Raw genomic sequence first — 25,953 nt, forward strand, 5'->3', positions numbered from 1 at the left:
TCGGCTGGTTAGTATTTCGGGGCCGGAGCATGGGAATTCCACCGCGGCAACTGTCTCTCTTGGCCGTGGCCATGGTACTGGCTGCCAGCCAGCCCGCCATTGCCCAACAAGCCGACCAGACGCTGACACTTCCGACGATCAAGATCAGCAAGAAAAAGCCGGCAGCGCATGCGGCGCACAAGCAGGCTGTCCACGCGCCGTCTGCTTCGCCATCCGCGCGGCGGTCGGCATCACCTGTCTCAGCGCCGCGGCCGGCTCCACCGTCAGCGCCGTCAGCGGCACCGCCCTTAGCGCCGTCATCAGCACCGCCGTCAGCGCAAACTGTCTCAGCGCCACCGTTTCCCCCGCCTTCGGCACTCCCTCCCGCACAGCCGACCGAGACCACCCCGACAACACCGGTGCCGGGCACTGGAGTCGAGACTTCCCACATTCCGGCAGCGGTCAACAAGATCGACGCCAGCAAATTCGAGCAGCAAAGCTCGCCCAGCGTGGTCCCCACCATGCTGATCAATGTTCCGAGCGTTTCGACCACCAACGAAAGCGGCAATTCCTTCGAGCCGGACCTGCAGTTTCGCGGCTTCCTGGCGACGCCGCTCACAGGCACGCCGATAGGCCTTGCCGTCTATCAGAACGGCGTGCGCATCAACGAGCCATTCGGCGACAACGTCCATTGGGATTTCATTCCGCCCGACGCCGTCCATTCGATGGACATCGTCACCGCCAACCCGGTCTTCGGCCTGAATGCGCTCGGCGGCGCGGTGGTCGTGCAGATGAAGAACGGCTTCAACTATCAGGGCGCTGAAAACGACTTTGTGGCCGACTCGTATGGGCGGGTTCAGGATTCCTTCCAATGGGGCAAGCAGGACGGCAACTATTCCGCCTATTTCGCCATCGACGGCGCCCATGAAGACGGCTTCCGCCAGCGCACTTCCTCGACGATCCGCCGCCTTTACGGCGATATCGGCTATAAGGACGACAGAAGCGAAGTCCACCTGAACGTCACGGCGGCGGACAATTTCTTCAATGCTCCGGCCACGACGCCGGTCGAACTGCTCAACCAGGACTGGAGCGCCGTCTACACCACTCCGCAGAGCGACGCCCTCAAGATGGGGATGATCAGCCTGCAGGGAAACACCGCGCTGACCGACACGGTGACCCTCGCGGGCACGCTCTACTACCGATATTTTTCCGACCATCACGTGGATGGGAACGATACTGACGTTCAGGTTTGCGACAATACATCCCTGCTCTGCTTCACCGATGGCACCACCCCGGCAATCGGCAGCAACGGCCAGCAGTTGCCGAACCTCTTTCCGAAGGATGCTGTGCTCGGCGAGATCGACCGCAACAACACGCGCACCAATGGCTGGGGCGGAAGCGTTCAGATGAACGATACCGCCACGCTGAACGGTATGGACAACAATTTCGTGTTCGGCGCATCGCTCGACATGGCGGAGTCGAACTTCAACGCCAACACCGAACTGGGCACCGTAGATCCCAATACCTTCGTGGTGACGGGCAATGGCCAGTTTCTCGGCTTTACGACCAGTGACCAAGGGTCGATTGGTCCGGTCAAGCTGAACACCACCAATACCTATCTCGGTGTCTATGGGCTCGACACACTCGATGTGACGAAGAGATTTACTCTGACCCTCGGCGGCCGGTTCAACTTCGCCAATATCGATCTCAGCGACCTGCTCCAAACCGGTTCGAACTCGCTCACCGGTAGCCATCAATATGCCCGCTTCAACCCGGTCATTGGCGCAACCTACAAGATCACGCCGGATGTCCTGGGTTATGCCAGCTATTCGGAATCGAACCGCGCCCCGACGCCGCTTGAGCTGGGTTGCTCGGATCCCAACCTGCCATGCATCATCGACACCTTCCTCGTGTCGGACCCCGACCTCAACCAGGTCGTGTCCCGCACGGTCGAGCTGGGCCTGCGCGGCAAGACCAATCTCTCCGGCGACCAGACGCTGGGCTGGAACCTCGGCTTCTACCGAACCGACAATTCGGACGACATTCTCAACGTCGTGGCGCCCATCGGCATGACCTTCGGCTATTTCGCCAATGTCGGCAAAACGCGCCGCGAAGGCGTCGAAGCGGCGGTCAACTACACGAAGGGCGACTGGTCTCTCTTCGCCAGCTACGCCTATGTCGACGCAACCTATCAATCCTACATCACACTGAACCCGCCTTCCGGCGACCCGGCCGGCGACGGCCCGGTCAATGTGGTGCCGGGCGACCACATCTCCCGCATTCCGGCGCACCACTTCAAGTTTGGCCTCGACTACAACGTCAACGACAGATGGACGGTCGGTGGCAATGTGCTTGCCGTCGGCAACCAGTTTTTCGGCGGCGACGAGTCAAACGAAAACCCCAAGCTGCCCGGATACGCGACGGTCAACCTGCACACGACCTATCAGGTCACCAAGAACATGCAGTTCCACGCAGAGATCGAAAACCTCTTCAACAAGAGGTACTATTTGAACGGCACCTATTTCGACAATACGAGCTCCGTGGGAAGCCTGGTGGGAGGCACCAACACCGACACGGTGACGCCGGGCAAGCCATTTTCGGTCTATGCGGGATTGAAGGTCACTTTCTGACCCTTGCCGAAACAGGCCGCGCGAACAGATATCTCACTGCGCCATTGATCGGTGCGTTCAAGGAGATGTTTTTCCCAAAACCATTCGGGGGAACGCATGGTTGCAAGTCTTCGCCGCCTGTACACTGCCTCGACCGCAGTGCTTCTAATGTTGTCGGCATTTTCGCCGGCGACCGCACTCGCCGCTCAGACGCAGGATCAATCCGTGCATGATATCTCGGTGGAGCTGAACAAGCTCGAACCTGTCGGCAAGGGCTGCCGCGCCTATGTCGTGGTCGACAACGCAACCGATGCTGCCTATTCGGTGCTCAAGCTCGACATCGTGCTGTTTCGGCCGGACGGCGTGATCGACCGGCGCATCGCGCTTGATCTCGGGCCGCTGCGGGCAAACAAGAAGGACGTCAAGACCTTCGATCTCGATGCCTCGCCATGCACCGGCATCGGGAGCATCCTCATCAACGACGTGCTGGATTGCAAAGCCGACAAGCAGGCCGTGTCCGACTGTCTCGACAAGATCAACGTGTCGTCGCGCGCCTCCGTCGCGCTGTCGAAATAGGAGCGGAACGACACCTCGGCGGGTGGAAACTTTCATCGGGTTGTGGAGTTGATTGGCATGGAATCCAGCCTTTCGGTCATCGACCTCGTCCGGCATGCAGACCCGGTGGTTCAGGCCATCGTCCTCTTTCTCGTGATCTGCTCGATCGCCTGCTGGGCGATCATCATTGAAAAACTCATCCGGCTGGCGAGCCTCAGGCGCCAAGTCGACGCCTTGCACCGGCTGGCGGTAGATGGCGGTCGCGGCGCCCGTCAGCTTACCGGCATGGCAGGTGCCGTCATGACCGCGGCCCGGAGCGAACAGGCGGACCTGGCGGCCGGGCAAGCCCCTGCCTATGAGGCGCGCTCGCGGATCGAAGAGACCATGCGGGTGACAATGCTCGGTGAATTGCGACGCCTCGAGGGTGGGCTGCCGTTCCTGGCGACGCTCAGTTCGGCGGCACCCTTCATCGGCCTTTTCGGCACCGTGTGGGGCATCATGACGAGCTTTGCCTCCATCGCCCAATCGCAGGACACCAGCCTCGAAGTCGTCGCGCCTGGTATCGCCGAAGCGCTGTTTGCCACGGCCGCCGGCCTTGCCGTGGCGATACCCGCCGTCATCGCCTACAATCAGATATCGGCGGTGTTGGGTCGCGCGGCGCAGAACGGCGGGGCCGCGATCCCGCCCATCGCGAGAGCCCTTGCCTATGAAAACGCCAAGACTTCTCCGGGGGTCGACTGATGGCCATGTCGCCTCGGCAAACGCTCGGTAACCGCGACGGCCTCGTCTATCGTCCTTCGGCCGAGATCAACGTCACGCCGCTCGTCGACGTGACGCTGGTTCTGCTCATCATCTTCATGGTCGCGGCGCCCCTGATGATGACCGGCGTGCGCGTCGACCTTCCGCACACCAGCGCCCAAAAGATCGGCCAGATCAAGAAGCCCGTCATCGTGACGGTGGCGCCGGACGGCAGCGTCTATCTTCGCAACGAGAAGGTTGCGCTGACAGACCTCGGCGCCCGTCTCGATGCCTTGCGCGCCGCAGAGGGCGATGCGGTCGTCTATATCCGCGCTGACAAGGGCACCGACTACGGTACCGTGATGGACATGCTGGGCCGTGTGAATGAAGCCGGTTACAGGCGCTTCTCCCTGCTCGCGCAAGCACCGGCGAAAGATACGGCCTCCCCGTGACTCTCTCCGGCTGGCGCGCAGGCAACAGGCCGTGGCAGGCGGCACGCCTGATCGCCATCGCACTCTCCTTGCTTGCGCATGGCGCCGCGGCTTCGTGGATATTCAGCACGCGGGGTCGACCGGTGGAGCACCATGTCGAGATTCCGATCGAGGTGATCACGGTTCCGCTCGTCATTGAATCGCTCGACGCTCAGCAGCCAACGCTTGCCGAAATCCCTTCGACTGAGCAGGAACAGGAAGTTCAGGCCGCCGACCCCGGGCAGACGCCGGAGACGGCGTCCAGCCCACCCGACGAGGTGACGGAAAGCACGCCCCCGGCCGTGACGTCCGACAACGGGCCGACCGAAACGGTGCAGGCCGCACCGCCTCCGACCGAAGAACCTGCCGAGGAAGCGCCGGCCCCCACGATCTCTCCCGAGGCACCGCCGGCGCTGCAGCAGGCAAAGCCCCTGGAGCAACCCAAACCACCCGCCCCTCCCAAACCAACTGTGCCGCGGCCCAAATCCGAACCCCGCCCCCCTGAAGCCCAACGCAAAACAGCCGCCCTTCCGCCCGAAGAGACGACGCGGAGGCGCGCCAGGGAAAGACAGAGGGCGGGCAGCGAGGGTAGGGCAGGGCAACAGCAACAAAGCCGCCAAGCCGCCCTGCCCTCAGCCAAGTCCGATCCACGCGCACAGGCCAGCTACATGTCCGGCGTTACGTCCCGTCTCTTGGCGCGAAGGTACTTTCCCACCGGCGCGCCATCGGGATCGGTGGTGGTCAATTTCAGCGTATCCTCGTCGGGCAAGCTGATGAGCCGAAGGGTCGTCCGAAGCTCCGGGTCGTCCATTCTCGATCGGGCGGCCTTGAACATAGTCGACAGAGCCGCGCCCTTCCCGCCCTTCCCCAAAAGCGTGACCGCCCCGCATCTGAATTTCAACGTGCCGATGAGCTTCAGCAGGTAAGATGCCGGAGGCCGTATTCTGGAACGATCTTGAGCGCCTGCGCGTTCGACGGCGCGCAGAAGGGAAGTTGAAACCTGGGAGGATTTTTCGTGCCCGCAGCCGAACTCGTGTTCCTGATCGATGTCGACGACACTCTGCTCGACAATGACCGTTTCGTTGCCGACCTCACCTCGCGGCTCGACCAGGCCTTCGGCGAGGTGGAGCGCACGCGCTACTGGGAAATCTACGAGCGGCTGCGCGAAAAGCTCGGCTACGTCGATTACCTTGGCACCCTGCAGGAATTCCGACTGGACAACACCAACGAGACCGAGCTTCTGCAGATGTCGGGTTTCCTGCTCGACTACCCATTTGACGAGCTGGTCTATCCCGGCGCCCTCGCTACACTCGAGCATCTCAGCAAGATGGGCACCACTGTCATTCTCTCGGACGGCGACATCGTGTTCCAGCCGCGCAAGATAAGGCGAGCCGGCCTTTGGGACGTAGTCGGCGGCCGCGTCCTGATCTACCTGCACAAGGACCGGATGCTCACCGAAGTGGAACGGCGGTATCCTGCCCGGCACTACGCCATGCTGGACGACAAGCCCCAATTGCTGGCCTCGGCAAAACGACAGCTAGGGGACCATCTGACCACCGTATTCGTACGCCAAGGCCACTACGCGGCCCAATCGGAAGGTGCGCAAATCAGCCCCGCGCCCGATGCCAGCGTGAGGCAGATCAGCGACCTCTTGGATTTCGGGCCGCCGGATTTCGGAACGGTCGATATCGGCCGTTCCAAATAGGACGCCACCCTCGGCATAAGCCGCCTGGACTACTTTTTCGTCTTGGGTGCGGGATCGATGGGCTTGGTACCCTCGACATGCCCGCCGAAGCCAAGCCGCAAGGCCGAAAGGATTTTCTCTCCGAATGTGTGCTCCTGTCGCGAGCGGAACCGCGCAAACAGCGAAGCCGTCAGAACGTCGGCAGGCACCGCCTCCTCGATAGCGGCCTCGACGGTCCAGCGCCCCTCGCCGGAATCCTGAACGAAACCGGAGAAACCTCCCAGCTGCGGGTCCTTGGCCAGCGCCGCAGCGCCGATGTCGAGCAGCCAGGAGGAAATGACGCTGCCGCGCCGCCAGACCTCGGCGATGTCCGGCAGGTTGAGATCGAAGCGCTCGTCGGCCGGCAAATCGGCCGAGTCCTTGTTCCGCAGGATGTCAAAACCCTCAGCATAGGCCTGCATCAACCCATATTCGATACCGTTGTGCACCATCTTGACGAAGTGGCCGGCGCCGCATGGACCGGCATGGATGTAGCCGCGCTCTGCGCGCGGATCATATTTTTCTCGACGGGGCGTGCGCGGAATGTCACCCAGTCCGGGCGCCAACGCGGAAAAGATCGGGTCGAGGTGGTCAACCGCGTCCTTTGGCCCACCGATCATCATGCAGTAGCCGCGCTCGAGGCCCCACACACCGCCGGACGTGCCGCAATCGACATAGCGGATGCGCTTGCCGGCCAATTGCTTCGCACGCCGAATATCATCCTTGTAGAAGGTGTTGCCGCCATCGATGATGATGTCATCCGGCTCGAGAAGATTGCCAAGCTGCGCGACGCATTCCTCGGTGATTTTCCCAGCGGGAAGCATGAGCCAGACCGCACGCGGCTTTTCGTCGAGTGCTTTGACCAGCATTGCGAGGGAATCGGCTGCCGTGGCCCCGTCCTTCGCGAATGCTTCCCGCGCCCCGATGTTGGTGTCGAACACCACGGCGTCATGCCCCGCCCTCATCAGGCGCCGGGAGATATTGCCGCCCATGCGACCCAGTCCGACAATGCCAAGCTGCATCAATTTCCTCCTTGCTGAATGCCGATACGCCGTCGGGCGAGCTCAAGCCTTCTGACGGGTCCTCTCGATCTGCTTCATCGCGGCGTCGAGCACATCCTGCAACGTAAACCCGAATTTGTGGAGTAGATCCTTGAGCGGTGCCGACGAGCCAAATGTGTGCATGCCGATCTTGGCGCCACCGTCGCCCACATAGCGGTCCCACCCGATCACGGAGCCGGCCTCGACCGAAACGCGTGCGGTGACCTCGGGCGGCAGGACGCTATCGCGATAGGCTTGGCTCTGCTGCTCGAACAATTCCCAAGACGGCATGCTGACCAGACGCGCAGCTACGCCATCCCGCAGGAGAACTTCATAGGCCTCCGCGCAAATCGCCACCTCGCTGCCGGTGCCGATAAGGATCACTTCCGGCTTGCCGTGCTCGGCGTCGGCCATGACATAGGCGCCGCGCGCGACGCCTTTTGCCGAGGCATAGCGCTTGCGGTCGAAGGTCGGCAATGCCTGCCGGCTCAGTACCAGGCATGACGGCTGGCGTGCGCGCCTAACTATGGTGCGCCAGGCCTCGACCACCTCGTTGGCATCCGCCGGCCGGAGCGTGACGAGACCCGGAATGCTGCGCAGGGCGATGAGTTGTTCGACAGGCTGATGGGTGGGGCCGTCCTGCCCGAGGCCGATGGAATCGTGCGAGAAGATGAACGTAACGGGCAGCTGCATGAGCGCGCTCAGGCGCATCGGCGGCTTCATGTAATCGGAAAATGTCAGGAAGGTCGAGCCGTAGGGGCGCAGCTTGCAAAGGGCGAGGCCATTGAGGATAGCGCCCATGGCATGCTCGCGAATGCCGAAGTGGAAGTTGCGACCGCCATAGGTGTCGGCCTCGAAATCGCCGGCCTGCTCGAAGGTCAGGCGGGTTTTCGTCGATGGCGCAAGGTCGGCGGAACCGCCGACAAGCCAGGGATAATGGGGCGCTATGGCATTCAGCACCTTGGCCGAAGAGTCGCGGGTGGCAAGGCCCTTCGCGTCGGCAGGAAAGCTCGGCAGATCGGCGTCCCAGCCGTCCGGAAGCTCGCGCCGCTGCATCTGCTCGAGCTCTTCGGCAAGATCCGGATATTTTGCGCGGTAACTCTCGGACATCGATGCCCATGCCTTGCGCAGTTTTGCGCCCCGGCGGCCGATGCCGGCCCGGAAATGCTCGCGCACGCCGTCAGGAACGAGGAATTTGGCATCCTCCGGCCAACCGTAGGAACGCTTGGCAAGGCGTACCTCCTCCTCTCCGAGCGGCTCACCATGCGCGGCACTTGTGTCGTGCTTGTGCGGGGAGCCGTAGCCGATGTGGCTTTCGACGATGATGAGGGTGGGAACGTCATTGGTCCGCCGGAACCTCTCGATGGCCTGTGCGATCCGTTCGGTGTCGTTGGCATCGCCCACCCGCAGCACGTTCCAGCCATAGGCCAGAAAGCGCGTTGCAACGTCTTCGCTGAAGGTGATGTCGGTATGGCCTTCGATGGTGACCCGGTTGCTGTCGTAGATCCAGCACAGATTGCCGAGCATCAGGTGGCCCGCCAGCGAGGCCGCCTCGCTGGCCACGCCTTCCATCATGTCTCCGTCACCACACACCGTGTAGACGGAATAGTCGAACATGGTGAACCTTGGCCGATTGAAGTGCTTGGCCAGCCAGTCTCCGGCGATCGCCATGCCGACGCTCGTCGCGCAGCCCTGGCCCAGCGGGCCGGTCGTGGTTTCGACGCCGGTGGTCAGGCGATACTCCGGGTGCCCCGGGCATTTGCTGCCGATTTCGCGAAAGCGCTTTATGTCCTCAAGCGTCACGGCCGGCTCACCGGGACGCTCATATTCCGCGTTCACCGCTTTCACGCCCGTGAGATAGAGCATGGAATAGAGCACCATGGAGGCGTGGCCGTTCGACAGCACGAAGCGGTCCCGGTTCGGCCAGATCGGGTCTTCGGGGTCGAAGCGCAGGAAATCTTGCCACAGCGTATAGACGAGCGGCGCCAGCGCCATCGGCGTGCCAGGATGGCCGGAATCGGCCTGCTGCACGGCATCGATCGACAGCGTGCGGATGGTGTTGATGGACAGCTCTTCGATCGAGCCCGCGCCGACCCGTTGCACTTCGGCCTTCTGCTCGGGGGCTAGGCTGGCTGCACGACGGCTGCGCGCTCTTGCGCCGGGCACCTGCCCCAGGCGGGGATGAGTGTGAGCTGGACTCATCGTGCTTCCTTTCCACTTGCTCAAGTCATGGATTGGATGGAGATTAAATCCGGGGCGATAACCAACTGGCCCGCCGTTTCGGTGAGGTAAACTAGGGGAGGCCGCGGCGCCGGAAAGGTGTTCGATAGCCCGATATGCCGGCCGCGAGACCATCGCGCCGGAAACTTGTTTGCGCCAATATACGCAATACATAATTTTCATCAGCGGACGCGAATGGCAGTCGCAGTAGTGCCCGGCACGATCGCAACTCCGGAAGCGCGTCGCGGAAAACGCAGGCGGATGGCATGAACCTCAACCGCATTGACGTATCGGTCGAAGACGAGCTGCAGGAACTCCAGCGGGAGTCATTCAGCTACTTCATCCACGAAGCCAGCCTCGAAAACGGGCTTATCCTCGACAAGACCGAAAAGAACTGGCCGGCCAGCATTGCGGCCACCGGTCTGGCGCTGGCGGCCTACCCCATAGGCGTGAAGCGCGGTTTCATGACCCGCGAGCGGGCCCTGGAGCGAACGCTCAAGATCCTGCGGTTCTTCTGGAACAGTCCGCAGGGGCCCGAACCGGATGCCACCGGTTACCGAGGCTTCTTCTACCATTTCCTCGACATGAAGACCGGCAGGCGTGCATGGAACAGCGAACTGTCCACCGTGGACACAACATTCCTTTTGGCCGGAGCTTTGACCGCCAGGGTCTATTTCGATCGCGATACCGCTGAAGAAATAGAAATCCGGACACTGGCTGAGGAACTTTACAAACGCGCCGACTGGCGCTGGATGCAGAATGGCGGCGACACGGTGACCCATGGCTGGACGCCGGAAAACGGCTTCATCAAGTATCGCTGGGAAGGCTACGACGAGGCGCTGCTGCTGTATCTGCTAGGGCTCGGCTCACCGACATTTCCCTTGCCCAAGAGCAGCTATGCGGCCTGGTGCTCGACCTATGAATGGAAGAACTGCCACGGCTTCGACTATCTCTATTCGGGGCCGCTATTCACCCATCAGCTCTCGCATATCTGGGTGGATTTTCGCGGTATCCAGGACGCCTATATGCGCGACAAGGGGATCGACTATTTCGAGAACAGCCGGCGCGCCACATTCGTTCAGCAGCAATACGCGATCCACAATCCGCTCGGGTTTGCCGGCTATCGCCATTGCTGCTGGGGCATAACCGCGAGCGATGGGCCAGGGCCGGCCACGCTAAAGGTCGATGGCATCACCCGTCAGTTCTACGACTATATCGGGCGCGGCGTGCCTTATGGCCCCGACGACGGCACGATTGCCCCATGGGCCGTGGTCGCCTCCCTGCCCTTCGCGCCCGAGATCGTTCTGGAGGCAATCGACCACTTCATCCACGAGGTGGAGTTGAAGGCCAAAAGCCCCTATGGCTTCAAGACGAGCTTCAACCCGACCTTTCCCGACAAGTCGCACAATCCATATGGCTGGGTCTCAGCCTGGCACTGGGGGCTCAATCAGGGTCCCATCACATTGATGATCGAGAACTATCGCACCGGCCTTCTGTGGGAATGGATGCGCCAGTGCCCGTACATCGTGACAGGCCTGCGGCGCGCCGGCTTCACCGGCGGCTGGCTGGATGAGCAAGAGCGACAAGACTCAAACGATGCCGCCACCGCCTGACGCGACGGCCGGCCGCTCCTCGGCGACCTTGGCGCGGTAGCCCGCTGCCCTGTATGCGGCCACAGGATCGATCGCCCCGCCGGTCTGATACCGGACCATGGCAAGGATAGGCTCGACATCGGTGCGGAAGGCAGCCTTCAAGGCCTGCGTGGCCATCAGCGCATCATTGGCATCCTGATGGCCCTCCAGTGCCCTGCGATCGACCAGAAGGGCGGCAGCATAGGCGCGCTGGACCTCGGTTGCCGACAACATCAGGCTTTCGATCGGGTCGGTGACGTTGTGGCTCTGGTCGAGCATATGGGCCGGATCAAAACCCTTGGCTCCGTTCAATTCCGCATCCACAAGCTCGTTGAAGACGAGGAACAGGCGGTACGGGTCGATTGAGCCGGCGTCGAGATCGTCGTCGCCATATTTCGAATCATTGAAGTGGAAGCCGCCGAGCTTTCCGAACTGAATCAGCCGCGCCACGATCATCTCGATGTTGACGTTCGGCGCGTGATGGCCGAGATCGACCAGGCAATAGGCCTTCGGCCCCATCTCCTGCGCGATCATATAGTTGGTGCCCCAATCCTGCACGACCGTGGAGTAGAAAGCCGGCTCGTACATCTTGTGCTCGGTGAACAGGCGCCAGTCGTCCGGCAGCGCGGCATAGACCTGCTTCACCGCATCGAGATAGCGCTCGAACTGCCGGGTGAAATTCACCTGCCCTGGGAAGTTCGAGCCGTCGCCGATCCAGATCGTCAGCGCGTTTGAGCCAATCGTCTTGCCGATCTCGATGCATTCGAGATTGTGCTCGACCGCCTGCTGGCGTGTGGCCGCATCGGCATGGGACAGCGAGCCGAACTTGTAGCTCAGCTTCTGGCCCGCTGGGTCGGAGAAGGTGTTGGAGTTCATCGCATCGAAGCCGAGGCCGAAGCGGCTGGCAGACTGCTTCAGCCGGTTGGCATCTGCCTTGTCCCACGGAATGTGCAGCGAAACATTGGGCGTGGCGCGCGTGAGTTGCTGGATGACCGAGCAATCCTCGATCTTGTCGAAGATGTCGCGCGGCTCGCCGGGCCCGGGAAAGCGGGCAAAGCGCGTGCCGCCAGTGCCCACGCCCCATGACGGGATGGCGACCTTGAAGGCTGCCACCTTGTCGCGAACGGCATCGATTGCGATGCCGCGCCGGTCGAGTTGCTCGCCGAGGCCCTCGTAGTCGCGCCGCAGCGCATCGATACGCCTGCCGTTCTCACGCTCGACGATGTCGAGATCGATAAGATGTTCCACCGTCCCCCTCCCCGATCCTGTGCCGAACTAGCGCGTGAACGACTGGGCGTTGCCCGCATCGACATTGACGATATTGCCGGTTGATTTCGCCGACATGTCGGAGACGAAGAAGAACACGGCCTCGGCGATGTCCTCGGGATAGACGCTGAGCTTCAGCATCGAGCGCTTGCGGTAGTGCTCCTCCAGCTCCTCTGGCTTCATGTTATAGGCGGCGGCGCGCTGCTCGCGCCACTCCCCAGTCCAGATCTTGGACCCGCGCAGCACTGCGTCGGGATTGACCGTGTTGACCCGGATGCCGAACTCCGCTCCTTCGAGCGCCAGGCATCGCGCCAGATGGATCTCGGCGGCCTTGGCCGTGCAATAGGCCGAGGCGTTGGGCGAAGCGGCAAGCCCGTTCTTGGAAGCGATGAAGACGATCGAGCCGCCAGTCTTCTGCTTCTTCATCAGGCGGAACGCCTCGCGCGCGACCAGGAAATAGCCGGTCGAGAGGATGTCCATGTTGCGGTTCCACATCGCAAGGTCCGTCTCGTCCACCGGCGCGGACGAGGAAATCCCCGCATTGGAAACCAGAATATCGATGCCGCCGAATTCGACCGCAGCGGTCGCGAAGGCGTCGATGACGTCCTGCTCGCGCGTCACGTCCAGACGCAGGCTTCGCACGACATCCTCGCTGTGGCGGGCGGCCAGGTCCCTATGCGCGGAACCGAGCGCGCCGTCATCAATGTCGGCCAGAACCACGCAGGCGCCGTCGCGCAGCAGCCGCTCGGCAGTCGCCTTACCGATACCGCCGGCGCCGCCGGTCACCAGCGCGACCTTGCCGGCCAGCGGCCGGGGTTTTGGCATGCGCTGGAGCTTGGCCTCTTCCAGCGCCCAATATTCGATGTCGAAGGCTTCCTGCTCGGGCAGGCCCATATAGGTCGAAACGATGGATGCGCCGCGCATGACATTGATGGCGTTGACGTAGAACTCGCCCGAAATGCGCGCCGTCGCCTTGTCCTTGGCGAAGGTGATCATGCCCACGCCCGGAACCAGATAGACGACCGCATTGGGGTCGCGCATGGCGGGCGAATCCGCATGCTTGCAGCGCTCGTAATAGGCCGCATAGTCGTTGCGATATTCCTCGGCGGCAGCGGGCAACCCGGCGAGCGTATTTTCGACATCCGGATTTGCCGGATCGAAATCGATCACCAGCGGACGGATTTTCGTGCGCAGGAAATGGTCGGGACAGCTGGTGCCGAGAGCGGCAAGCGATGCCAGTTCGCGCGAGGCGACGAATTCCAGCACGGCGGCTGAATCGTCGAAGTGGCCGGCCTTGCGCTCTGCGGCCGAGATCATGCCACGAATGGCCGGCATGAGTTTCGATGCGATGGCCCGGCGTTCCGCAGCCGGCAGCGTCGGACGCACCTCCCCGCCAAAGGCGACTTTGCCCCGACCCTCTTCTTCGAACCAGTCGATGGCGCGATTGATGATGCGGATGGTCGTCTCGTAGCAGTCACGCGCGGTGTCGCCCCAGGTGAACAGGCCGTGGCTTTCGAGCACGACGCCCAAGGCATCCGGGTTCTCGCGGCAGAATTGCTCCAGCCACAGGCCGAGTTCAAAACCCGGCCGCTTCCACGGCAGCCAGCCGATCTCGCCACCAAAGATCTTCTGCGTCAGTTCCTTGCTGTTTTTGGAAGCAGCGATCGCGATCACTGCATCCGGATGCATATGGTCGACATGCTTTTTCGGCACATAGGCATGCAGCGGCGTGTCGATGGAAGCCGCGCGCGGATTGAGATTGAAGGTGCAGTGCGGCAGGTAGCCGACCATCTCGTCTTCAAATTCGACGCCGCGATAGAGCCCCTTTAGGGCATCGAGCTTATCCATGTAGAGCGTGGAGAAACCATCGAGCTTGATGGTGCCGACGTCACCGCCCGATCCCTTGACCCACAGCACCTCGACCTCGGCGCCGCTCAGCGGATCCTTCTCCATCACCTTGGCCGAGGTGTTGCCGCCGCCGTAATTGGTGATGCGCTTGTCGGAGCCGAGCAGGTTCGAGCGATAGAGCAGCCGCTGCGCTTCGGACATGGGCGCCGCCCTGGTCTCGTCCCAAAGATTGGCGAGCCGCGCCGCCGTGCGCGTTTCAAGCATTCTGCAACCTCCCGTAAGCCGCGACCGGATGCGGCATTTTCCGGCACGCTCCCACGTCCGGCTTGAGGGTGTCAATCAAAAACGATCATCTTCGATCATATTGCATCGCACAATGAAATAGTATGATCGAAGCTGATTGACAGTGAGAGGCATGAATGAATTAATGATCGAAACGGGAGGCATCATGCACGAGAAGGAACGCCATCGGATCATCCTGTCGGCCATCCAGGAAAAGCCTGTGGTGACGGTACAGGAAATGGTGGAGCTGACGGACTCCTCCGAGGCGACCATCCGGCGCGACATCGCCGCGCTGCATGTGCAGAAGCGGCTGCGCCGCGTGCGCGGCGGCGCAGAAGCGATCAACCCTCCGCAATTCATCGGCCTTGCCGGCCGGCCCTTCTCGGTCAACGAAACGCTGAACGCGGCGCAGAAGCGCGCTATCGCCCGCGAGGCGGTTGAGCTCTGCCAGGACGGCGAGCCGATCATCATCAATGGCGGCACCACCACTTTCCAGATGGTGCATTTCCTGACCAACCGGCGCATGCCGATTTTCACCAACTCGTTTCCGATTGCGGAGCATCTGCTCAAGCACTCGAAGAACACGGTGATGGTCTCGGGCGGCACGATCTACCGTGAGCAGAACATCATCCTCTCGCCCTTCGACAACGACGTGACGCGCAATTTCTATGCGCGGCGCATGTTCATGGGCGCGCAGGGGTTGGGACCGCTCGGCCTGATGGAGGGTGACCCGCTTTTGATCCAGGCCGAGCAGAAGCTGATCGACCAGGCCGACGAGTTGGTGGTCTTGGCCGACTCCTCGAAATTCCGGCAGCGCTCGAGCCTGATCCTGTGCCCGCTGTCACGCATGACAACAGTCATCACCGACGAAGGCATCGAGGACCGGGAGGCCAAGATGCTGGAAGAGGCTGGAGTAAATCTGATCGTCGCCAAGGGAACGGCGGCGGCAAAGGGGGCATCTTCGCTGCCGGCCTAGGAGGTTCGCCGCAGCGCTGATGGAATGAAACGCTCTAGGGAGGAAACGATGAGCATTCTGAAGAGACTGACGGTCGCGGCAGCCCTATCGGTTGCCATGGCCACGACTGCTTTCACAGGTTCGGCGCTGGCAGACATGAAGGTGGCGCTGGTCGTCAAATCGCTCGGCAACGGCTTCTTCGACGCCGCGCACAAGGGCGCGGAGGAAGCCGCCAAGGAAATCGGCGGCATCGAAGTCATCTATACCGGCCCGACGAAGGCTACGGCCGAAGCCCAGATCGAGGTCATCAATTCGCTGATCGCGCAGAAGGTCGACGCCATCGCCATTTCGGCCAACGACGCCGACGCGCTCGTTCCGGCGCTGAAGAAGGCGATGGAACGCGGCATCACCGTCATTTCGTGGGATTCGGGCGTCGCGCCGGAAGGCCGCCAGATGCATCTCAACCCCTCGGACACCGGCCTGATCGGCGAAACCATCCTCAAGTTGGCCGCCGACCACCTGCCGGAAGGCGGCGATGTCGCCATCCTCTCCGCCGCTTCGACCGCGACCAACCAGAACGCCTGGATCGAAGCCGCCAAGAAGGCGCTGCCGGAGAAATTCCCCAAGATCAATCTGGTTTCGGTCGTCTATGGCGATGACGACTCGGCCAAGAGTACCGACGAGGCCAAGGGCCTGCTGAAATCCTATCCGAATCTCAAGGCGATCATAGCCCCGACCACCGTCGGCGTCGTTGCCGCCGCGCAGGTGGTGACCGACGACAACCTGATCGGCAAGGTCAATGTCACCGGCCTCGCCCTGCCGTCCGAGTTCAAGAAGTTCATCGACAACGGCGCTTCGCAGAGCGTGGCCCTGTGGAACCCGATCGATCTTGGCTATTCGGCGGTCTATCTGGTCCACGACATCGCCGCCAAGAAGGACGAGGTGAAGCCGGGCGCAAAGCTCTCCATCGGCCGCGTCGGCGAAGTGACGCTCGACGACAACAACTCGGCCGCCATGGCCGCGCCCTTCACCTTCGACAAGTCGAACATCGAAGAGTTCTCGAAGATCTATTGATCGCGTGCACTCCACTTGCCCTCCCCCTCCGTGGGGAGGGTCGGCGAGCGACTTCGCGCAGCGAAGAAAGCGAGACGGGGTGGGGCTCAGTCATGGTGACGATAGCAGGAAGCGGTGATGCTTGCCGACCCCCACCCCGCTGACATTGTTCGCGACCCTTCCCTCGAGGGGGAGGTCAAGACGCCGCTCCTCACGCTTTCGGGCATAGCCAAGAGCTTCCCCGGCGTGCGGGCGCTGCGCAATGTCAGCCTGTCGCTCTATCCGGGCCAGGTAACGGCGCTGATCGGCGAAAACGGCGCGGGCAAATCGACCCTCGTCAAGATCCTGACCGGCATCTACCAGCCCGACGCCGGCGAGATCGCCGTCGCCGGCAAGCCGGTGACGCTTCCGTCCGCGCATGCTGCCTTCGAGCATGGCATCACCGCGATCCATCAGGAGACAGTGCTGTTCGACGAGCTTTCGGTAGCCGAGAACATTTTTCTCGGCCACGCGCCGCGAACGCGTTTCGGCACCATCGACTGGAAGACCATGCGCGCCCAGGCGCGCGAGGTGCTCGAAACGCTCGGCGCCGGACATATCGATGCCGATGCGCGGCTGAAGGACCTCGGCATCGCCAACAAGCATCTGGTGGCGGTCGGGCGGGCTATGTCGATCGACGCACAGATCGTCATCATGGACGAGCCCACCGCCGCGCTGTCGGCCAAGGAGATCGAGGAGCTTTTCCTGCTCATCGAATTCCTGAAGAACGAGGGCAAGGCGGTCCTCTTCATCAGCCACAAGTTCGACGAGATCTACCGCATCGCCGACCGCTACACCGTGTTCCGCGACGGCGAAATGGTGGGCGAAGGGCTGATCCCCGGAACCAGCCAAGGCGATCTCGTGAAATTGATGGTTGGCCGCTCGGTCGACCAGATTTTCCCCAAGCGCAAGACCGAGGTCGGGCCGACGGTGCTCGCGGTCTCGGACCTGTCGCATCCGACCGAATTCGACGGCATCGGCTTTGAGTTGCGCCGCTGCGAAATCTTGGGCCTCTACGGGCTGGTTGGCGCGGGTCGCAGCGAGGTCATGCAGGCGGTTGCCGGCATCACGCGCACCAGCCGCGGGACCATCTCGCTCGACGGCAATGTCATCTCGGTGCGCTCGACAGCCGACGCGGTCGAACGCGGCATCGTCTACGTGCCGGAAGAGCGCGGCAAGCAGGGCGTGGTGATTGGCCTGCCGATCTTCCAGAATGTGTCGCTGCCCTCGCTGAAGCGCACCTCCGGGTCTGGCTTCCTGCGGCTGGCCAACGAATTTGCGCTGGCGCGCGAATATACCGAACGGCTCGACCTGCGCGCATCCTCGCTCAGCCAGGACGTCGGCACGCTGTCGGGCGGCAACCAGCAGAAGGTGGTGATCGCAAAATGGCTCGCGACCGCGCCAAGGGTGATCATCCTCGACGAGCCGACCAAGGGCATCGACATCGGCTCCAAGGCCGCCGTCCACGGCTTCATGGCCGAACTGGTGGCCGAGGGGCTGTCGGTCATCATGGTCTCGTCCGAACTGCCTGAGATCCTGGGCATGTCGGACCGGGTGGTAGTGATGCGCGAGGGCCGTATCGCGGCCGTCTATGAGAATAACGGGCTGAACGCCGAAACGCTGGTGCGCGCAGCGGCGGGGATCGCGGAATGAACCGGCTGATCAGACACCGCGAAATCTGGCTCGCGGGTGCGATCGTCCTGCTGATCGGCCTGATCTCGACGCGCTTCGGCGCGTTTGCCAGCCCCGGCAATCTCGCGACCATCTTCAACGACACCTCGATCCTGATGATCCTTGCGCTCGGGCAGATGGTAGTCATCCTCACCCGCTCCATCGATCTTTCCATGGCCTCCAACCTCGCTTTCACCGGCATGGTGGTGGCCATGCTGAACGCGGCCTATCCGGCCATTCCCGTGCCGATGCTCATGCTGGCCGCGGCCGGTGTCGGACTGCTGCTCGGTACCGTCAATGGACTGCTGGTGTGGAAGCTGGATATCCCGTCCATTGTCGTCACGCTTGGCACGCTCACCATCTATCGCGGCGCAACCTTCGTGATTTCCGGCGGCGCGTGGGTCAACGCCGACCGCATGAGCCCGGCCTTCATCGGCCTGCAGCGCATGCAGTTCATCGGCGTCCCGCTGCTGTCATGGTTCGCCATCGCGGCAATTGCTGCGTTCTTCCTGATGCTGACGCGCACAGCGCTTGGCCGCTCCTTCTACGCCATCGGCGTGAACCCCACGGCTGCCGTCTATGCCGGCATCGACGTCGGGCGGACAAAATTCCTCGCCTTCTGCATCTCCGGGCTGGTCGCCGGCATTTGTGGCTACCTTTGGGTATCGCGCTACGTCATCGCCTCGGTCGAGATCGCCAATGGCTATGAGCTCAACATCATTGCCGCCTGCGTGATCGGCGGCGTTTCGATTGCCGGCGGCATCGGCTCGGTCGGCGGCGCAGTGCTGGGCGCGCTGTTTCTCGGCATCATCAGCACCGCACTTCCCGTCATCAACGTCTCGCCCTTCTGGCAGATGGCGATTTCCGGCAGCGCCATCATCCTCGCGGTCGTGCTCAATGCGCGCGGCGAGCGCCGGCAAGGCCGTATCATCCTGAAGAAGGCGGAAGCGGCATGAGCACCGTCCAGCCCGCACAAGCGCGCCATATACCCGACCGTCTCGACCGGCCGCTTCGCTCTGCTCTGCTTAGCTGGGAGGCGTTGCTGATCGCTGTGGCGGTCGCGATCTTCATCATCAACAGTTTTGCCTCGCCCTATTTCCTCGACGTCTGGTCGCTTTCCGACCTGACGTTCAACTTCACCGAAAAGGCGCTGATCGCGCTGGCCATGGCGCTGCTGATCATCGCTGGCGAGATCGACCTGTCGGTGGCCGCAATCATCGCCTTGGCATCGACCCTGATGGGCATGGCGGTGCAATTCGGCTTTGGCACGCCGGCGCTGGTCGTCATCGGCATTTGCGTGGGGCTGGCCTGCGGCTTCTTCAACGGCCTGTTGGTGACGCGTCTTGGCCTGCCATCCATCGTGGTCACAATCGGCACGATGAGCCTGTTTCGGGGCATCGCCTTCATCATCCTCGGCGATCAGGCCTACAAGGGCTATCCGACCAGTTTCGCCTTCTTCGGCCAAGGCTACGTGTGGTGGGTGGTGTCCTTCGAGCTTGCACTGTTCCTGGCGGCGGCGGCCGTCTACTACGTCCTGCTGCATCGGACGAATTTCGGCCGCTACGTCTTCGCCATCGGCAACAACCTGGTCGCCGCGCAGTTCTCCGGCGTGAGGGTGGATCGCATCAAGCTCACCCTCTTCTGCCTCACCGGGCTGATGTCCGGCATCGCCGCCGTGCTCATCACCTCGCGGCTCGGCTCGACGCGGCCGTCCATTGCGCAGGGCTATGAGCTCGAAGTCATCACCATGGTGGTGCTTGGCGGGGTCTCCATCCTCGGCGGCTCGGGCAGCATAGCGGGCGTGGTGCTGGCGGCGCTCATCATGGGGCTGGTCACCTTCGGCCTCGGCCTGCTCAATGTGCCTGGCATCGTCATGTCGATTTTCGTCGGCCTGCTGCTTATCCTCGTCATCGCGCTACCGCTGGTGTGGCGCCGCTTCATGAGAAAGGCTGCCTGATGGCCGAGAAGTATGCGTTCCGCATGAAGCTCAATCCCGGCATGAAGGCCGAGTACAAGCGGCGACATGACGATATCTGGCCGGAGCTGGCCGCCCTGCTGAAGGAGGCGGGCGTGTCGGATTACTCGATCCATCTCGACGATGAAACCAACACACTCTTCGGGGTTCTGTGGCGCTGCGACGACCACCGCATGGACGAACTACCGGCGCATCCGGTGATGCAGCGCTGGTGGGCCTACATGGCGGACATCATGGAAACGAGGCCCGACAACGAGCCCGTCGCCGTGCCGCTTGAAACCGTCTTCCACATGGAATGAGCGATGGCAGCGCCGCGCCACGTCGCCGTCATTGATATCGGTAAGACCAACGCCAAGCTGGCGCTGGTGGATGCGGAAATTTTGCGCGAAATCGCCGTACTGAAGACGCCCAACAGGGCGGTGAACGCCGCGCCCTACCCGCACCATGATGTCGACCGGCTCTGGTCTTTCATCCTCGCCGGGCTCGCCGAGTTTGCTCGTGAGAACGCGATCGAGGCCATTTCGATAACCACGCACGGTGCTACCGCCGCGCTGCTCGATGCGGACGGGGAACTTGCGCTGCCGGTCCTCGACTATGAGCACGACGGCCCGGACACCGTCGCCGGCGAATATGACGCGCTGCGCCCGCCATTTTCCGAAACAGGGACGCCGCGCCTGCCGCTTGGCCTCAATCTCGGTGCGCAAATCCACTGGCAGGCGAAGGCATTTCCCGACCGGTTCGCGGCCGTGCGATCCATCCTTCCCTACCCGCAATACTGGGCCTATCAGCTGAGCGGAGTGCGAGCTTCCGAGGTCACGTCGCTTGGCTGCCACACCGATCTGTGGAGCCCCGCACGCCGCGACTTCTCGGCGCTCGTCGATGCCATGGGCTGGCGAGGCCTGATGCCTCCGCTGCGCGCGGCGGGCGACCGGTTGGGGCCGATCCTGCCCAAAATCGCGCGGCGCACCGGGCTCGACCCGCAAACGCCGGTGCTGTGCGGCCTGCACGATTCCAACGCCTCGCTCTTGCCGCATCTCGTCGCGCGCAAGCATCGCCTTTCCGTGGTCTCGACCGGAACATGGGTGGTGACCATGGCCGTGGGCGGCAGGCAGAAGCCGCTCGACGAGGCGCGCGACACGCTGGTGAATGTCAGTGCGCTGGGCACGCCGGTGCCCTCCGCCCGGTTCATGGGCGGACGGGAGTACGAAATGCTCACTGCCGGGCTCGGTGCCGACTGGACCCAGCGGGACGTCGAGCGCGTGCTGGCCGAACGGATTCTACTCCTGCCCTCGGTGCAGCAAGGGTCGGGACCGTTTCCCCACTCGAGCGCGCGCTGGATGGGACAGCCTGGGCCAGGTGAACGGCTGGTCGCCGCTTCCTTCTACCTCGCGCTGATGACGGCCACCTGTCTCGATCTCATCGGCGCGGACGGCGACATCGTCGTGGAGGGCCCCTTCGGCAAGAACGCGCTTTTTGGAGAAATGCTCGGCGCCGCAACCGGACGCCCCGTGCTGCCGCAAGACGGCCGGGAAACCGGCACCACCACCGGAGCCGCGCTGCTGGCGACCGGCTCTGCCGGCAAACAGATGCCGACCGAGAGCCCCGAGGCTAGGCCCGTCAATCAATCCTTCGCGCAGTATGCGGACGCCTGGCGCAAGGCAGTGGCCGAAATTTGCGCGTAGCCAGGCCGGCTTTGACTAGCCTCCAGACTTACCCTAGCTTTCAATACTGTCGCTCATTGAAGCGCCGGCTTGCAACATCGCCGTCAAGGAGAGTTTGGACATGGCTCAGACCGCCCAAGAATGGCCCGATATCCCCTACCTCGCCTGGCGCGACACCTGCTCGGCGCTCCACCTCTACTTCCAGGTCGTTGGAAAATACCGGCTCGCCCGCACGCCATGGGTCAATCACTCCTGGCACGCAACGCTTTACCCTAATGCGCGCGGCTTCACGACCGGTCTGGTGCCGGATCGGCCGGGCGGCATTGAGCTGAGCTTCGACCTGATCGCCCATCGCATCATTGGCGCTTCCACCGAGGGACGTCAGGCGAGCTTCGCCTTGGAGCCGATGTCGGTCGCAGCCTTTCATGCGCATGTTCTGGAATTGATCGAGTTCCTTGGCGGCACGCCCAAGATGGACGACCATCCGAACGAGGTTCCGGACCAAATTCCCTTCGAGTCGGATCTCAGCGAACGCCCCTATGACGCCGATGCGGTGCATCGCTTCTTCAGGGCCTCCGTCTCGATCTCGTCGGTATTCTACAAGTTCCGCACCTCGTATCTTGGCAAGGTCAGTCCGATCCATCTTTTCTGGGGCAGCTTCGACATGGCCGTCACGCGTTTTTCGGGCAGGCGTGCGCCGCTGCATCCCGGCGGCGTTCCGAGCCTGCCCGATGCAGTCACCCGTGAAGCCTACAGTCACGAAGTTTCCTCGGCAGGTTTTTGGCCGGGAGGCGGCGGCGTCGATTTTCCCGCCTTCTATTCCTATGCCTATCCAGCTCCGCCCGGTTTTGCCGACGCGAAGGTCGCGCCCGGCGCGGCCTATTTCGACAAGACGCTGGGCGAATTTCTGCTGCCGTATGACGACGTTCGGCGTGCAGGCGATCCAGCTGCCGCGCTGCTGGCATTCCTGGACACCACCTACCGGGCGGCAGCCGATCTCGGAAACTGGGATTGCGCCAATCTCGAATGCGCGCCGGGCGAGCCCAGGCGGCCGCGACTCGTTTGACCTGACTAGTGCGAGCGGCGGTTCGTTGCCGCCGCTCCGGCGCAAACCTCTACGCCTGCGGCTCGACCACTTCCTCGATCTCCCGCCGCTTCGAATGATCGGCCGCGATCATCAGATAGACGGCCGGCACGACGAACAGCGTGAACAGCGTCCCGATGGCCAGGCCGCTGGCAATCACCAGGCCCATATTGTAGCGCGACACTGCGCCGGCGCCGGTGGCGGTGATCAGCGGAATGACGCCCAGCACCATGGCTGCCGTCGTCATCAGGATCGGGCGAAGCCGGATGCCGCATGCCTGCTCGATGGCTTCGCGCTTGGACTTGCCTTCCAGCTGCAGCGTGTTGGCGAACTCCACGATCAGGATGCCGTGCTTGCTGATCAGGCCCATCAGGGTCACCAGGCCAACTTCGGTGTAGATATTGAGGCTCGCGCCGCCTAAGCCCACGCTGATGAAGATCAGTGCGCCGGCAATCGACATCGGCACCGAGACGAGAATGATGGCGGGGTCGCGAAAACTCTCGAACAGCGCCGCCAGAGCCAGGTAAATCACGATCAGCGCAAAGCCGAAGGTGACGACGAAGCCGGATGACTCCTGGATGTACTGCCGCGACAGTCCCCCGTAGTCGATTGAATAGCCCTGCGGCAGGGTTTTTTGGGCAAGATCCTTCAAATAATTCAGCGCATCGGCCTGTGCGACGCCCGGCGCGGCGACACCTTGGATCGTCGCGCTGTTCAGCTGCTGAAAGTGGTTGATCGATTCCGGAATGGTCTTGGTCTCGACCGTCGCCACCGTCGAAAGCGGGATGGGGACGCCGTTCACGCTGCCGATATAGTAGTTCATCAACTGCTGGACGTTCAGCCGGCTGCGTTGCTGCACCTGCGGGATCACCTTGTACGAGCGGTTGTCCAGGCTGAAATAGTTGACGTAGCCGCCGCCCAGCATGTTGGCGAGCGCCGAGCCAACGTCGCTCATGTTAAGGCCGAGCTGGGCGGTCTTGTTGCGATCCAACCGGACGATCGACTGCGGATTGTCGATCTTGAGGTCGCTGTCGAGGAAGATGAACATGCCGCTCTTCACGGCTTCCTGCAGGAAATTCTGCGCCACCTGATTGAGCTGCTCAAACGACTCCGTCGTTCCAAGAACGAACTGCACCGGGAGGCCCTGGCTGCCCGGCAGAGGCGGCAGCTGGAAGGCCGCGACGCGGGTACCGGCGATATCGTCGAGCTGCTTCTGGATTATCGGCTGCAGCTCGTTCGTGGTCCGCGTGCGCTGGTCCCAGGGCGTGAACACCATGCCGCCGATCGACGTGCCCGGAGCATCGATCTGGAACACATGAGCCGTCTCCGGATACTTCGCATAAATCTGGTAGACCTGCCTCGAATAAAGCAGCTTCTGGTCCAGCGTCGCGTTGGGCGCCGGTGTCGACGAGGCGATGATGACGCCCTCGTCTTCCTGCGGCGCAAGCTCGCTCTTGGCGCCGGTGTAGAGGAAATAGATGCTCCCCAACACGATCAGCGCGAAAAGCCCCGTCACCGAAAGATAGTCGAGGCTGCCGCGCAGCGTCCGCTCATAGCCATTGCGCACGCGATCGAATGTTCTATCGATGAAATCGGCCAATCTCTCCTGCCAGCCGCGCCTGTCGGGCGAGCGCGGCTTGAGGATGCGTGAACACATCATCGGCGAAAGCGTCAGCGCGATGATCGCCGACACCGTCACCGCGCCCACCAGCGTGAAGGCGAACTCGGTGAACAGTGCGCCGGTCAATCCACCCTGGAAGCCGATCGGGACATAGACGGCAACCAGCACGACCGTCATCGCAATGATCGGGCCGCCGAGTTCCCGCGCTGCCAAGATTGCGGCAGGTATGGGTTTCTGGCCCTCGTCGAGGTGGCGGTTAACGTTCTCGACCACGATGATGGCGTCGTCCACGACAAGGCCGATGGCCAGCACCAGGGCCAGAAGCGTCAGCAGATTGATTGAGAAGCCGAGCGCCAGCATCATCGTGAAGGTGCCGATGAGCGACAGTGGAATGGCGACGGTTGGGATCAGCACCGAGCGCAACGACCCCAGGAAGGCGAAGATGACCAGCGTGACGATCAGCAGCGCTTCGCCGAGGGTCCAGATCACTTCGCTGATCGAACTGTTCACGAAGTCGGTCGAGTCGTAGACGATGGCGCCGCGTAAACCTTGCGGCAGCTGGGCCTGAATGCCGGGAAACAGCTTGCGCACGCCGGAAATCACGTCGAGCAGATTGGCAGCCGGCGCGATCTGGATGCCGATATAGACCGCCTGCTTGCCATCGAAGGCAACCTGCGATTCATAGTCGTCCGCGCCGAGCGAGACATTGGCCACGTCCTTCAGGCGCACGATGGCGCCGCCTGTCTGCTTGACGATCAGGTTGGAGAATTCCTCGACGCTGTGCAGATTGGTCGAGGCGGTGAGGTTCACCTGCACCATCTGGCCCTTGGTGTTGCCGAGCCCGGCGATGTAGTCGTTCTGCTGCAGCGCGTTGGAGACTTCTGTGGCCGTCAAGCCGAAGGCGGCCAGCTTGAGCGGGTCGAGCCAGGCCCTGAGCGCAAAATTCTGGCCACCGAGAATTTCCGCCGTCTGGACGCCGGGCACGGCCTGCAATTTGGGCTGGACCACGCGCGTGAGGTAGTCGGTTATCTTGTTGCGCGGCAGGACATCACTGTCGAAGCCCATATACATGGCGTCGATGGTCTGCCCGACCTTCACGCTCAACACCGGCTGCTGGGTGCCGGATGGCAGCTGATTGATGACCGAGGCCACCTTGGTGTTGATCTCGGTCAGCGCCTTGTCGGCATCGTAGTTGAGCCGCAGATAGATCGTGATGATGTTGACGCCCGACTGGCTGGTCGAACTCATGTAGTCGATGCCGTTTGCCTGCGCGATGGCGTTCTCGAGCGGCGTGGCGATGAAGCCTGCGATGACTTGCGGGTCCGCGCCGTAATAAGTCGTGGTGACCGTGACGACGGCGTTTTCCGTGCGGGGATATTGGAGGATCGGCAGGGATCCGACCGCGCGCAAGCCGAGCACGAGGATCGCCAGGCTGACGACGATCGCGAGGACGGGACGGCGGATAAAGATGTCGGTGAAGTTCATCACGACCTACCGCATTCCATGTCGGCTAGCTGGTGGGTTACCCGCCCA

The 25,953-nt window shown here is 62.5% G+C and carries 21 protein-coding genes; 15 read left to right on the forward strand and 6 right to left on the reverse strand.

The genetic code is table 11. From position 1 onward, the window contains the following. Positions 1-144 precede the first annotated feature (144 nt). On the reverse strand, positions 145-336 hold the full coding sequence (locus M2281_RS04815) for a hypothetical protein (RefSeq protein ID WP_280819949.1): 192 nt from the start codon (positions 334-336) through the stop codon (positions 145-147). Between the two features lie 62 nt (positions 337-398). Between M2281_RS04815 and M2281_RS04820 the strand changes: the two genes are divergently transcribed. The 6 genes from M2281_RS04820 to M2281_RS04845 all read left to right on the forward strand — a co-directional run bounded on the left by M2281_RS04820 (position 399) and on the right by M2281_RS04845 (position 6,056). Further along, a complete protein-coding gene (locus tag M2281_RS04820) occupies positions 399-2,609 on the forward strand; it encodes a TonB-dependent receptor (RefSeq protein ID WP_280819950.1) in 2,211 nt (736 codons plus the stop codon). Positions 2,610-2,705: 96 nt separating this feature from the next. After that, positions 2,706-3,164, forward strand: coding sequence for a hypothetical protein (locus M2281_RS04825; RefSeq protein WP_280819951.1), 459 nt, complete (start codon positions 2,706-2,708; stop codon positions 3,162-3,164). Between the two features lie 57 nt (positions 3,165-3,221). Then, on the forward strand, positions 3,222-3,884 hold the full coding sequence (locus M2281_RS04830) for a MotA/TolQ/ExbB proton channel family protein (protein ID WP_280819952.1): 663 nt from the start codon (positions 3,222-3,224) through the stop codon (positions 3,882-3,884). Further along, entirely contained in the window at positions 3,884-4,333 is a 450-nt protein-coding gene (locus M2281_RS04835) for an ExbD/TolR family protein (protein ID WP_280819953.1), read from the forward strand. Before M2281_RS04830 ends, M2281_RS04835 begins: the two co-directional genes overlap by 1 nt. Before the next feature lie 122 nt (positions 4,334-4,455). Next, positions 4,456-5,277 carry an energy transducer TonB family protein gene (locus M2281_RS04840; RefSeq protein WP_280819954.1) on the forward strand — a complete coding sequence of 274 codons (822 nt, stop codon included), beginning with the start codon at positions 4,456-4,458 and terminating at the stop codon, positions 5,275-5,277. 89 nt (positions 5,278-5,366) lie between these two features. Beyond that, a complete protein-coding gene (locus M2281_RS04845) occupies positions 5,367-6,056 on the forward strand; it encodes an HAD family hydrolase (protein ID WP_280819955.1) in 690 nt (229 codons plus the stop codon). A gap of 29 nt (positions 6,057-6,085) precedes the next feature. On the opposite strand, the gene gnd is transcribed toward M2281_RS04845, so the two are convergent. Both gnd and tkt read right to left on the reverse strand, forming a co-directional pair. Beyond that, on the reverse strand, positions 6,086-7,096 hold the full coding sequence (gene gnd, locus M2281_RS04850; RefSeq protein ID WP_280819956.1) for a phosphogluconate dehydrogenase (NAD(+)-dependent, decarboxylating): 1,011 nt from the start codon (positions 7,094-7,096) through the stop codon (positions 6,086-6,088). Between the two features lie 42 nt (positions 7,097-7,138). Beyond that, positions 7,139-9,316 (reverse strand): transketolase, encoded by a 2,178-nt coding sequence (gene tkt, locus M2281_RS04855; protein WP_280819957.1) that lies wholly within the window; start codon positions 9,314-9,316, stop codon positions 7,139-7,141. A 284-nt stretch (positions 9,317-9,600) separates the two neighbouring features. Here tkt and M2281_RS04860 point away from each other — a divergent pair, with 284 nt between their 5' ends. After that, positions 9,601-10,947 carry a glucoamylase family protein gene (locus M2281_RS04860; RefSeq protein ID WP_280819958.1) on the forward strand — a complete coding sequence of 449 codons (1,347 nt, stop codon included), beginning with the start codon at positions 9,601-9,603 and terminating at the stop codon, positions 10,945-10,947. Here M2281_RS04860 and rhaI read toward each other — a convergent pair. Together rhaI and M2281_RS04870 are read right to left on the reverse strand one after the other, a co-directional pair. Then, positions 10,924-12,213, reverse strand: a complete 1,290-nt coding sequence (gene rhaI / locus M2281_RS04865; protein ID WP_280819959.1) for an L-rhamnose catabolism isomerase — start codon at positions 12,211-12,213, stop codon at positions 10,924-10,926. The two genes, M2281_RS04860 and rhaI, sit on opposite strands and share 24 nt — an antisense overlap. A gap of 27 nt (positions 12,214-12,240) precedes the next feature. After that, complete coding sequence (locus tag M2281_RS04870; RefSeq protein WP_280819960.1) at positions 12,241-14,343, reverse strand: bifunctional rhamnulose-1-phosphate aldolase/short-chain dehydrogenase; 2,103 nt, start codon at positions 14,341-14,343, stop codon at positions 12,241-12,243. 184 nt (positions 14,344-14,527) lie between these two features. Between M2281_RS04870 and M2281_RS04875 the strand changes: the two genes are divergently transcribed. The 8 genes from M2281_RS04875 (at position 14,528) to M2281_RS04910 (ending at position 22,781) form a co-directional block, all read left to right on the forward strand. Next, a complete protein-coding gene (locus M2281_RS04875; protein WP_280821118.1) occupies positions 14,528-15,337 on the forward strand; it encodes a DeoR/GlpR family DNA-binding transcription regulator in 810 nt (269 codons plus the stop codon). Positions 15,338-15,385: 48 nt separating this feature from the next. Continuing rightward, positions 15,386-16,390, forward strand: coding sequence for a rhamnose ABC transporter substrate-binding protein (gene rhaS / locus M2281_RS04880; protein WP_280819961.1), 1,005 nt, complete (start codon positions 15,386-15,388; stop codon positions 16,388-16,390). Between the two features lie 117 nt (positions 16,391-16,507). Beyond that, the gene (locus M2281_RS04885; protein WP_280819962.1) at positions 16,508-18,061 is read left to right on the forward strand and encodes a sugar ABC transporter ATP-binding protein; all 1,554 of its coding nucleotides are present in this window, start codon (positions 16,508-16,510) and stop codon (positions 18,059-18,061) included. Beyond that, positions 18,058-19,035, forward strand: a complete 978-nt coding sequence (locus tag M2281_RS04890) for an ABC transporter permease (RefSeq protein WP_280819963.1) — start codon at positions 18,058-18,060, stop codon at positions 19,033-19,035. Before M2281_RS04885 ends, M2281_RS04890 begins: the two co-directional genes overlap by 4 nt. After that, positions 19,032-20,036, forward strand: a complete 1,005-nt coding sequence (locus tag M2281_RS04895; protein ID WP_280819964.1) for an ABC transporter permease — start codon at positions 19,032-19,034, stop codon at positions 20,034-20,036. Before M2281_RS04890 ends, M2281_RS04895 begins: the two co-directional genes overlap by 4 nt. Beyond that, positions 20,036-20,353 carry an L-rhamnose mutarotase gene (gene rhaM / locus M2281_RS04900; protein WP_280819965.1) on the forward strand — a complete coding sequence of 106 codons (318 nt, stop codon included), beginning with the start codon at positions 20,036-20,038 and terminating at the stop codon, positions 20,351-20,353. The genes M2281_RS04895 and rhaM overlap by 1 nt, the downstream gene beginning before the upstream one ends. Positions 20,354-20,356: 3 nt before the next feature. Beyond that, positions 20,357-21,736, forward strand: coding sequence for an FGGY-family carbohydrate kinase (locus M2281_RS04905; protein ID WP_280819966.1), 1,380 nt, complete (start codon positions 20,357-20,359; stop codon positions 21,734-21,736). A gap of 100 nt (positions 21,737-21,836) precedes the next feature. Continuing rightward, positions 21,837-22,781: a DUF5996 family protein gene (locus M2281_RS04910; RefSeq protein ID WP_280819967.1), complete on the forward strand. Its 945-nt coding sequence runs from the start codon at positions 21,837-21,839 to the stop codon at positions 22,779-22,781. Between the two features lie 49 nt (positions 22,782-22,830). Here the strand turns inward: M2281_RS04910 and M2281_RS04915 are convergent, their stop codons facing one another. Continuing rightward, positions 22,831-25,905 carry an efflux RND transporter permease subunit gene (locus tag M2281_RS04915; protein WP_280819968.1) on the reverse strand — a complete coding sequence of 1,025 codons (3,075 nt, stop codon included), beginning with the start codon at positions 25,903-25,905 and terminating at the stop codon, positions 22,831-22,833. Between the last annotated feature and the right edge of the window lie 48 nt (positions 25,906-25,953).

The sequence above is a fragment of the Pseudaminobacter soli (ex Li et al. 2025) genome, assembly GCF_029892515.1.
Taxonomy (GTDB): domain Bacteria; phylum Pseudomonadota; class Alphaproteobacteria; order Rhizobiales; family Rhizobiaceae; genus Pseudaminobacter; species Pseudaminobacter soli_A.

Coding starts and splice junctions, on each gene's coding strand:
- M2281_RS04825 (WP_280819951.1), top strand. CDS start 2,706: ATGGTTGCAAGTCTTCGCCGCCTGTACACTGCCTCGACCGCAGTGCTT.
- M2281_RS04830 (WP_280819952.1), top strand. CDS start 3,222: ATGGAATCCAGCCTTTCGGTCATCGACCTCGTCCGGCATGCAGACCCG.
- M2281_RS04835 (WP_280819953.1), top strand. CDS start 3,884: ATGGCCATGTCGCCTCGGCAAACGCTCGGTAACCGCGACGGCCTCGTC.
- gnd (WP_280819956.1), bottom strand. CDS start 7,096: ATGCAGCTTGGCATTGTCGGACTGGGTCGCATGGGCGGCAATATCTCC.
- tkt (WP_280819957.1), bottom strand. CDS start 9,316: ATGAGTCCAGCTCACACTCATCCCCGCCTGGGGCAGGTGCCCGGCGCA.
- M2281_RS04860 (WP_280819958.1), top strand. CDS start 9,601: ATGAACCTCAACCGCATTGACGTATCGGTCGAAGACGAGCTGCAGGAA.
- M2281_RS04870 (WP_280819960.1), bottom strand. CDS start 14,343: ATGCTTGAAACGCGCACGGCGGCGCGGCTCGCCAATCTTTGGGACGAG.
- M2281_RS04875 (WP_280821118.1), top strand. CDS start 14,528: ATGCACGAGAAGGAACGCCATCGGATCATCCTGTCGGCCATCCAGGAA.
- rhaS (WP_280819961.1), top strand. CDS start 15,386: ATGAGCATTCTGAAGAGACTGACGGTCGCGGCAGCCCTATCGGTTGCC.
- M2281_RS04885 (WP_280819962.1), top strand. CDS start 16,508: ATGCTTGCCGACCCCCACCCCGCTGACATTGTTCGCGACCCTTCCCTC.
- M2281_RS04890 (WP_280819963.1), top strand. CDS start 18,058: ATGAACCGGCTGATCAGACACCGCGAAATCTGGCTCGCGGGTGCGATC.
- M2281_RS04895 (WP_280819964.1), top strand. CDS start 19,032: ATGAGCACCGTCCAGCCCGCACAAGCGCGCCATATACCCGACCGTCTC.
- rhaM (WP_280819965.1), top strand. CDS start 20,036: ATGGCCGAGAAGTATGCGTTCCGCATGAAGCTCAATCCCGGCATGAAG.
- M2281_RS04905 (WP_280819966.1), top strand. CDS start 20,357: ATGGCAGCGCCGCGCCACGTCGCCGTCATTGATATCGGTAAGACCAAC.
- M2281_RS04910 (WP_280819967.1), top strand. CDS start 21,837: ATGGCTCAGACCGCCCAAGAATGGCCCGATATCCCCTACCTCGCCTGG.
- M2281_RS04915 (WP_280819968.1), bottom strand. CDS start 25,905: ATGAACTTCACCGACATCTTTATCCGCCGTCCCGTCCTCGCGATCGTC.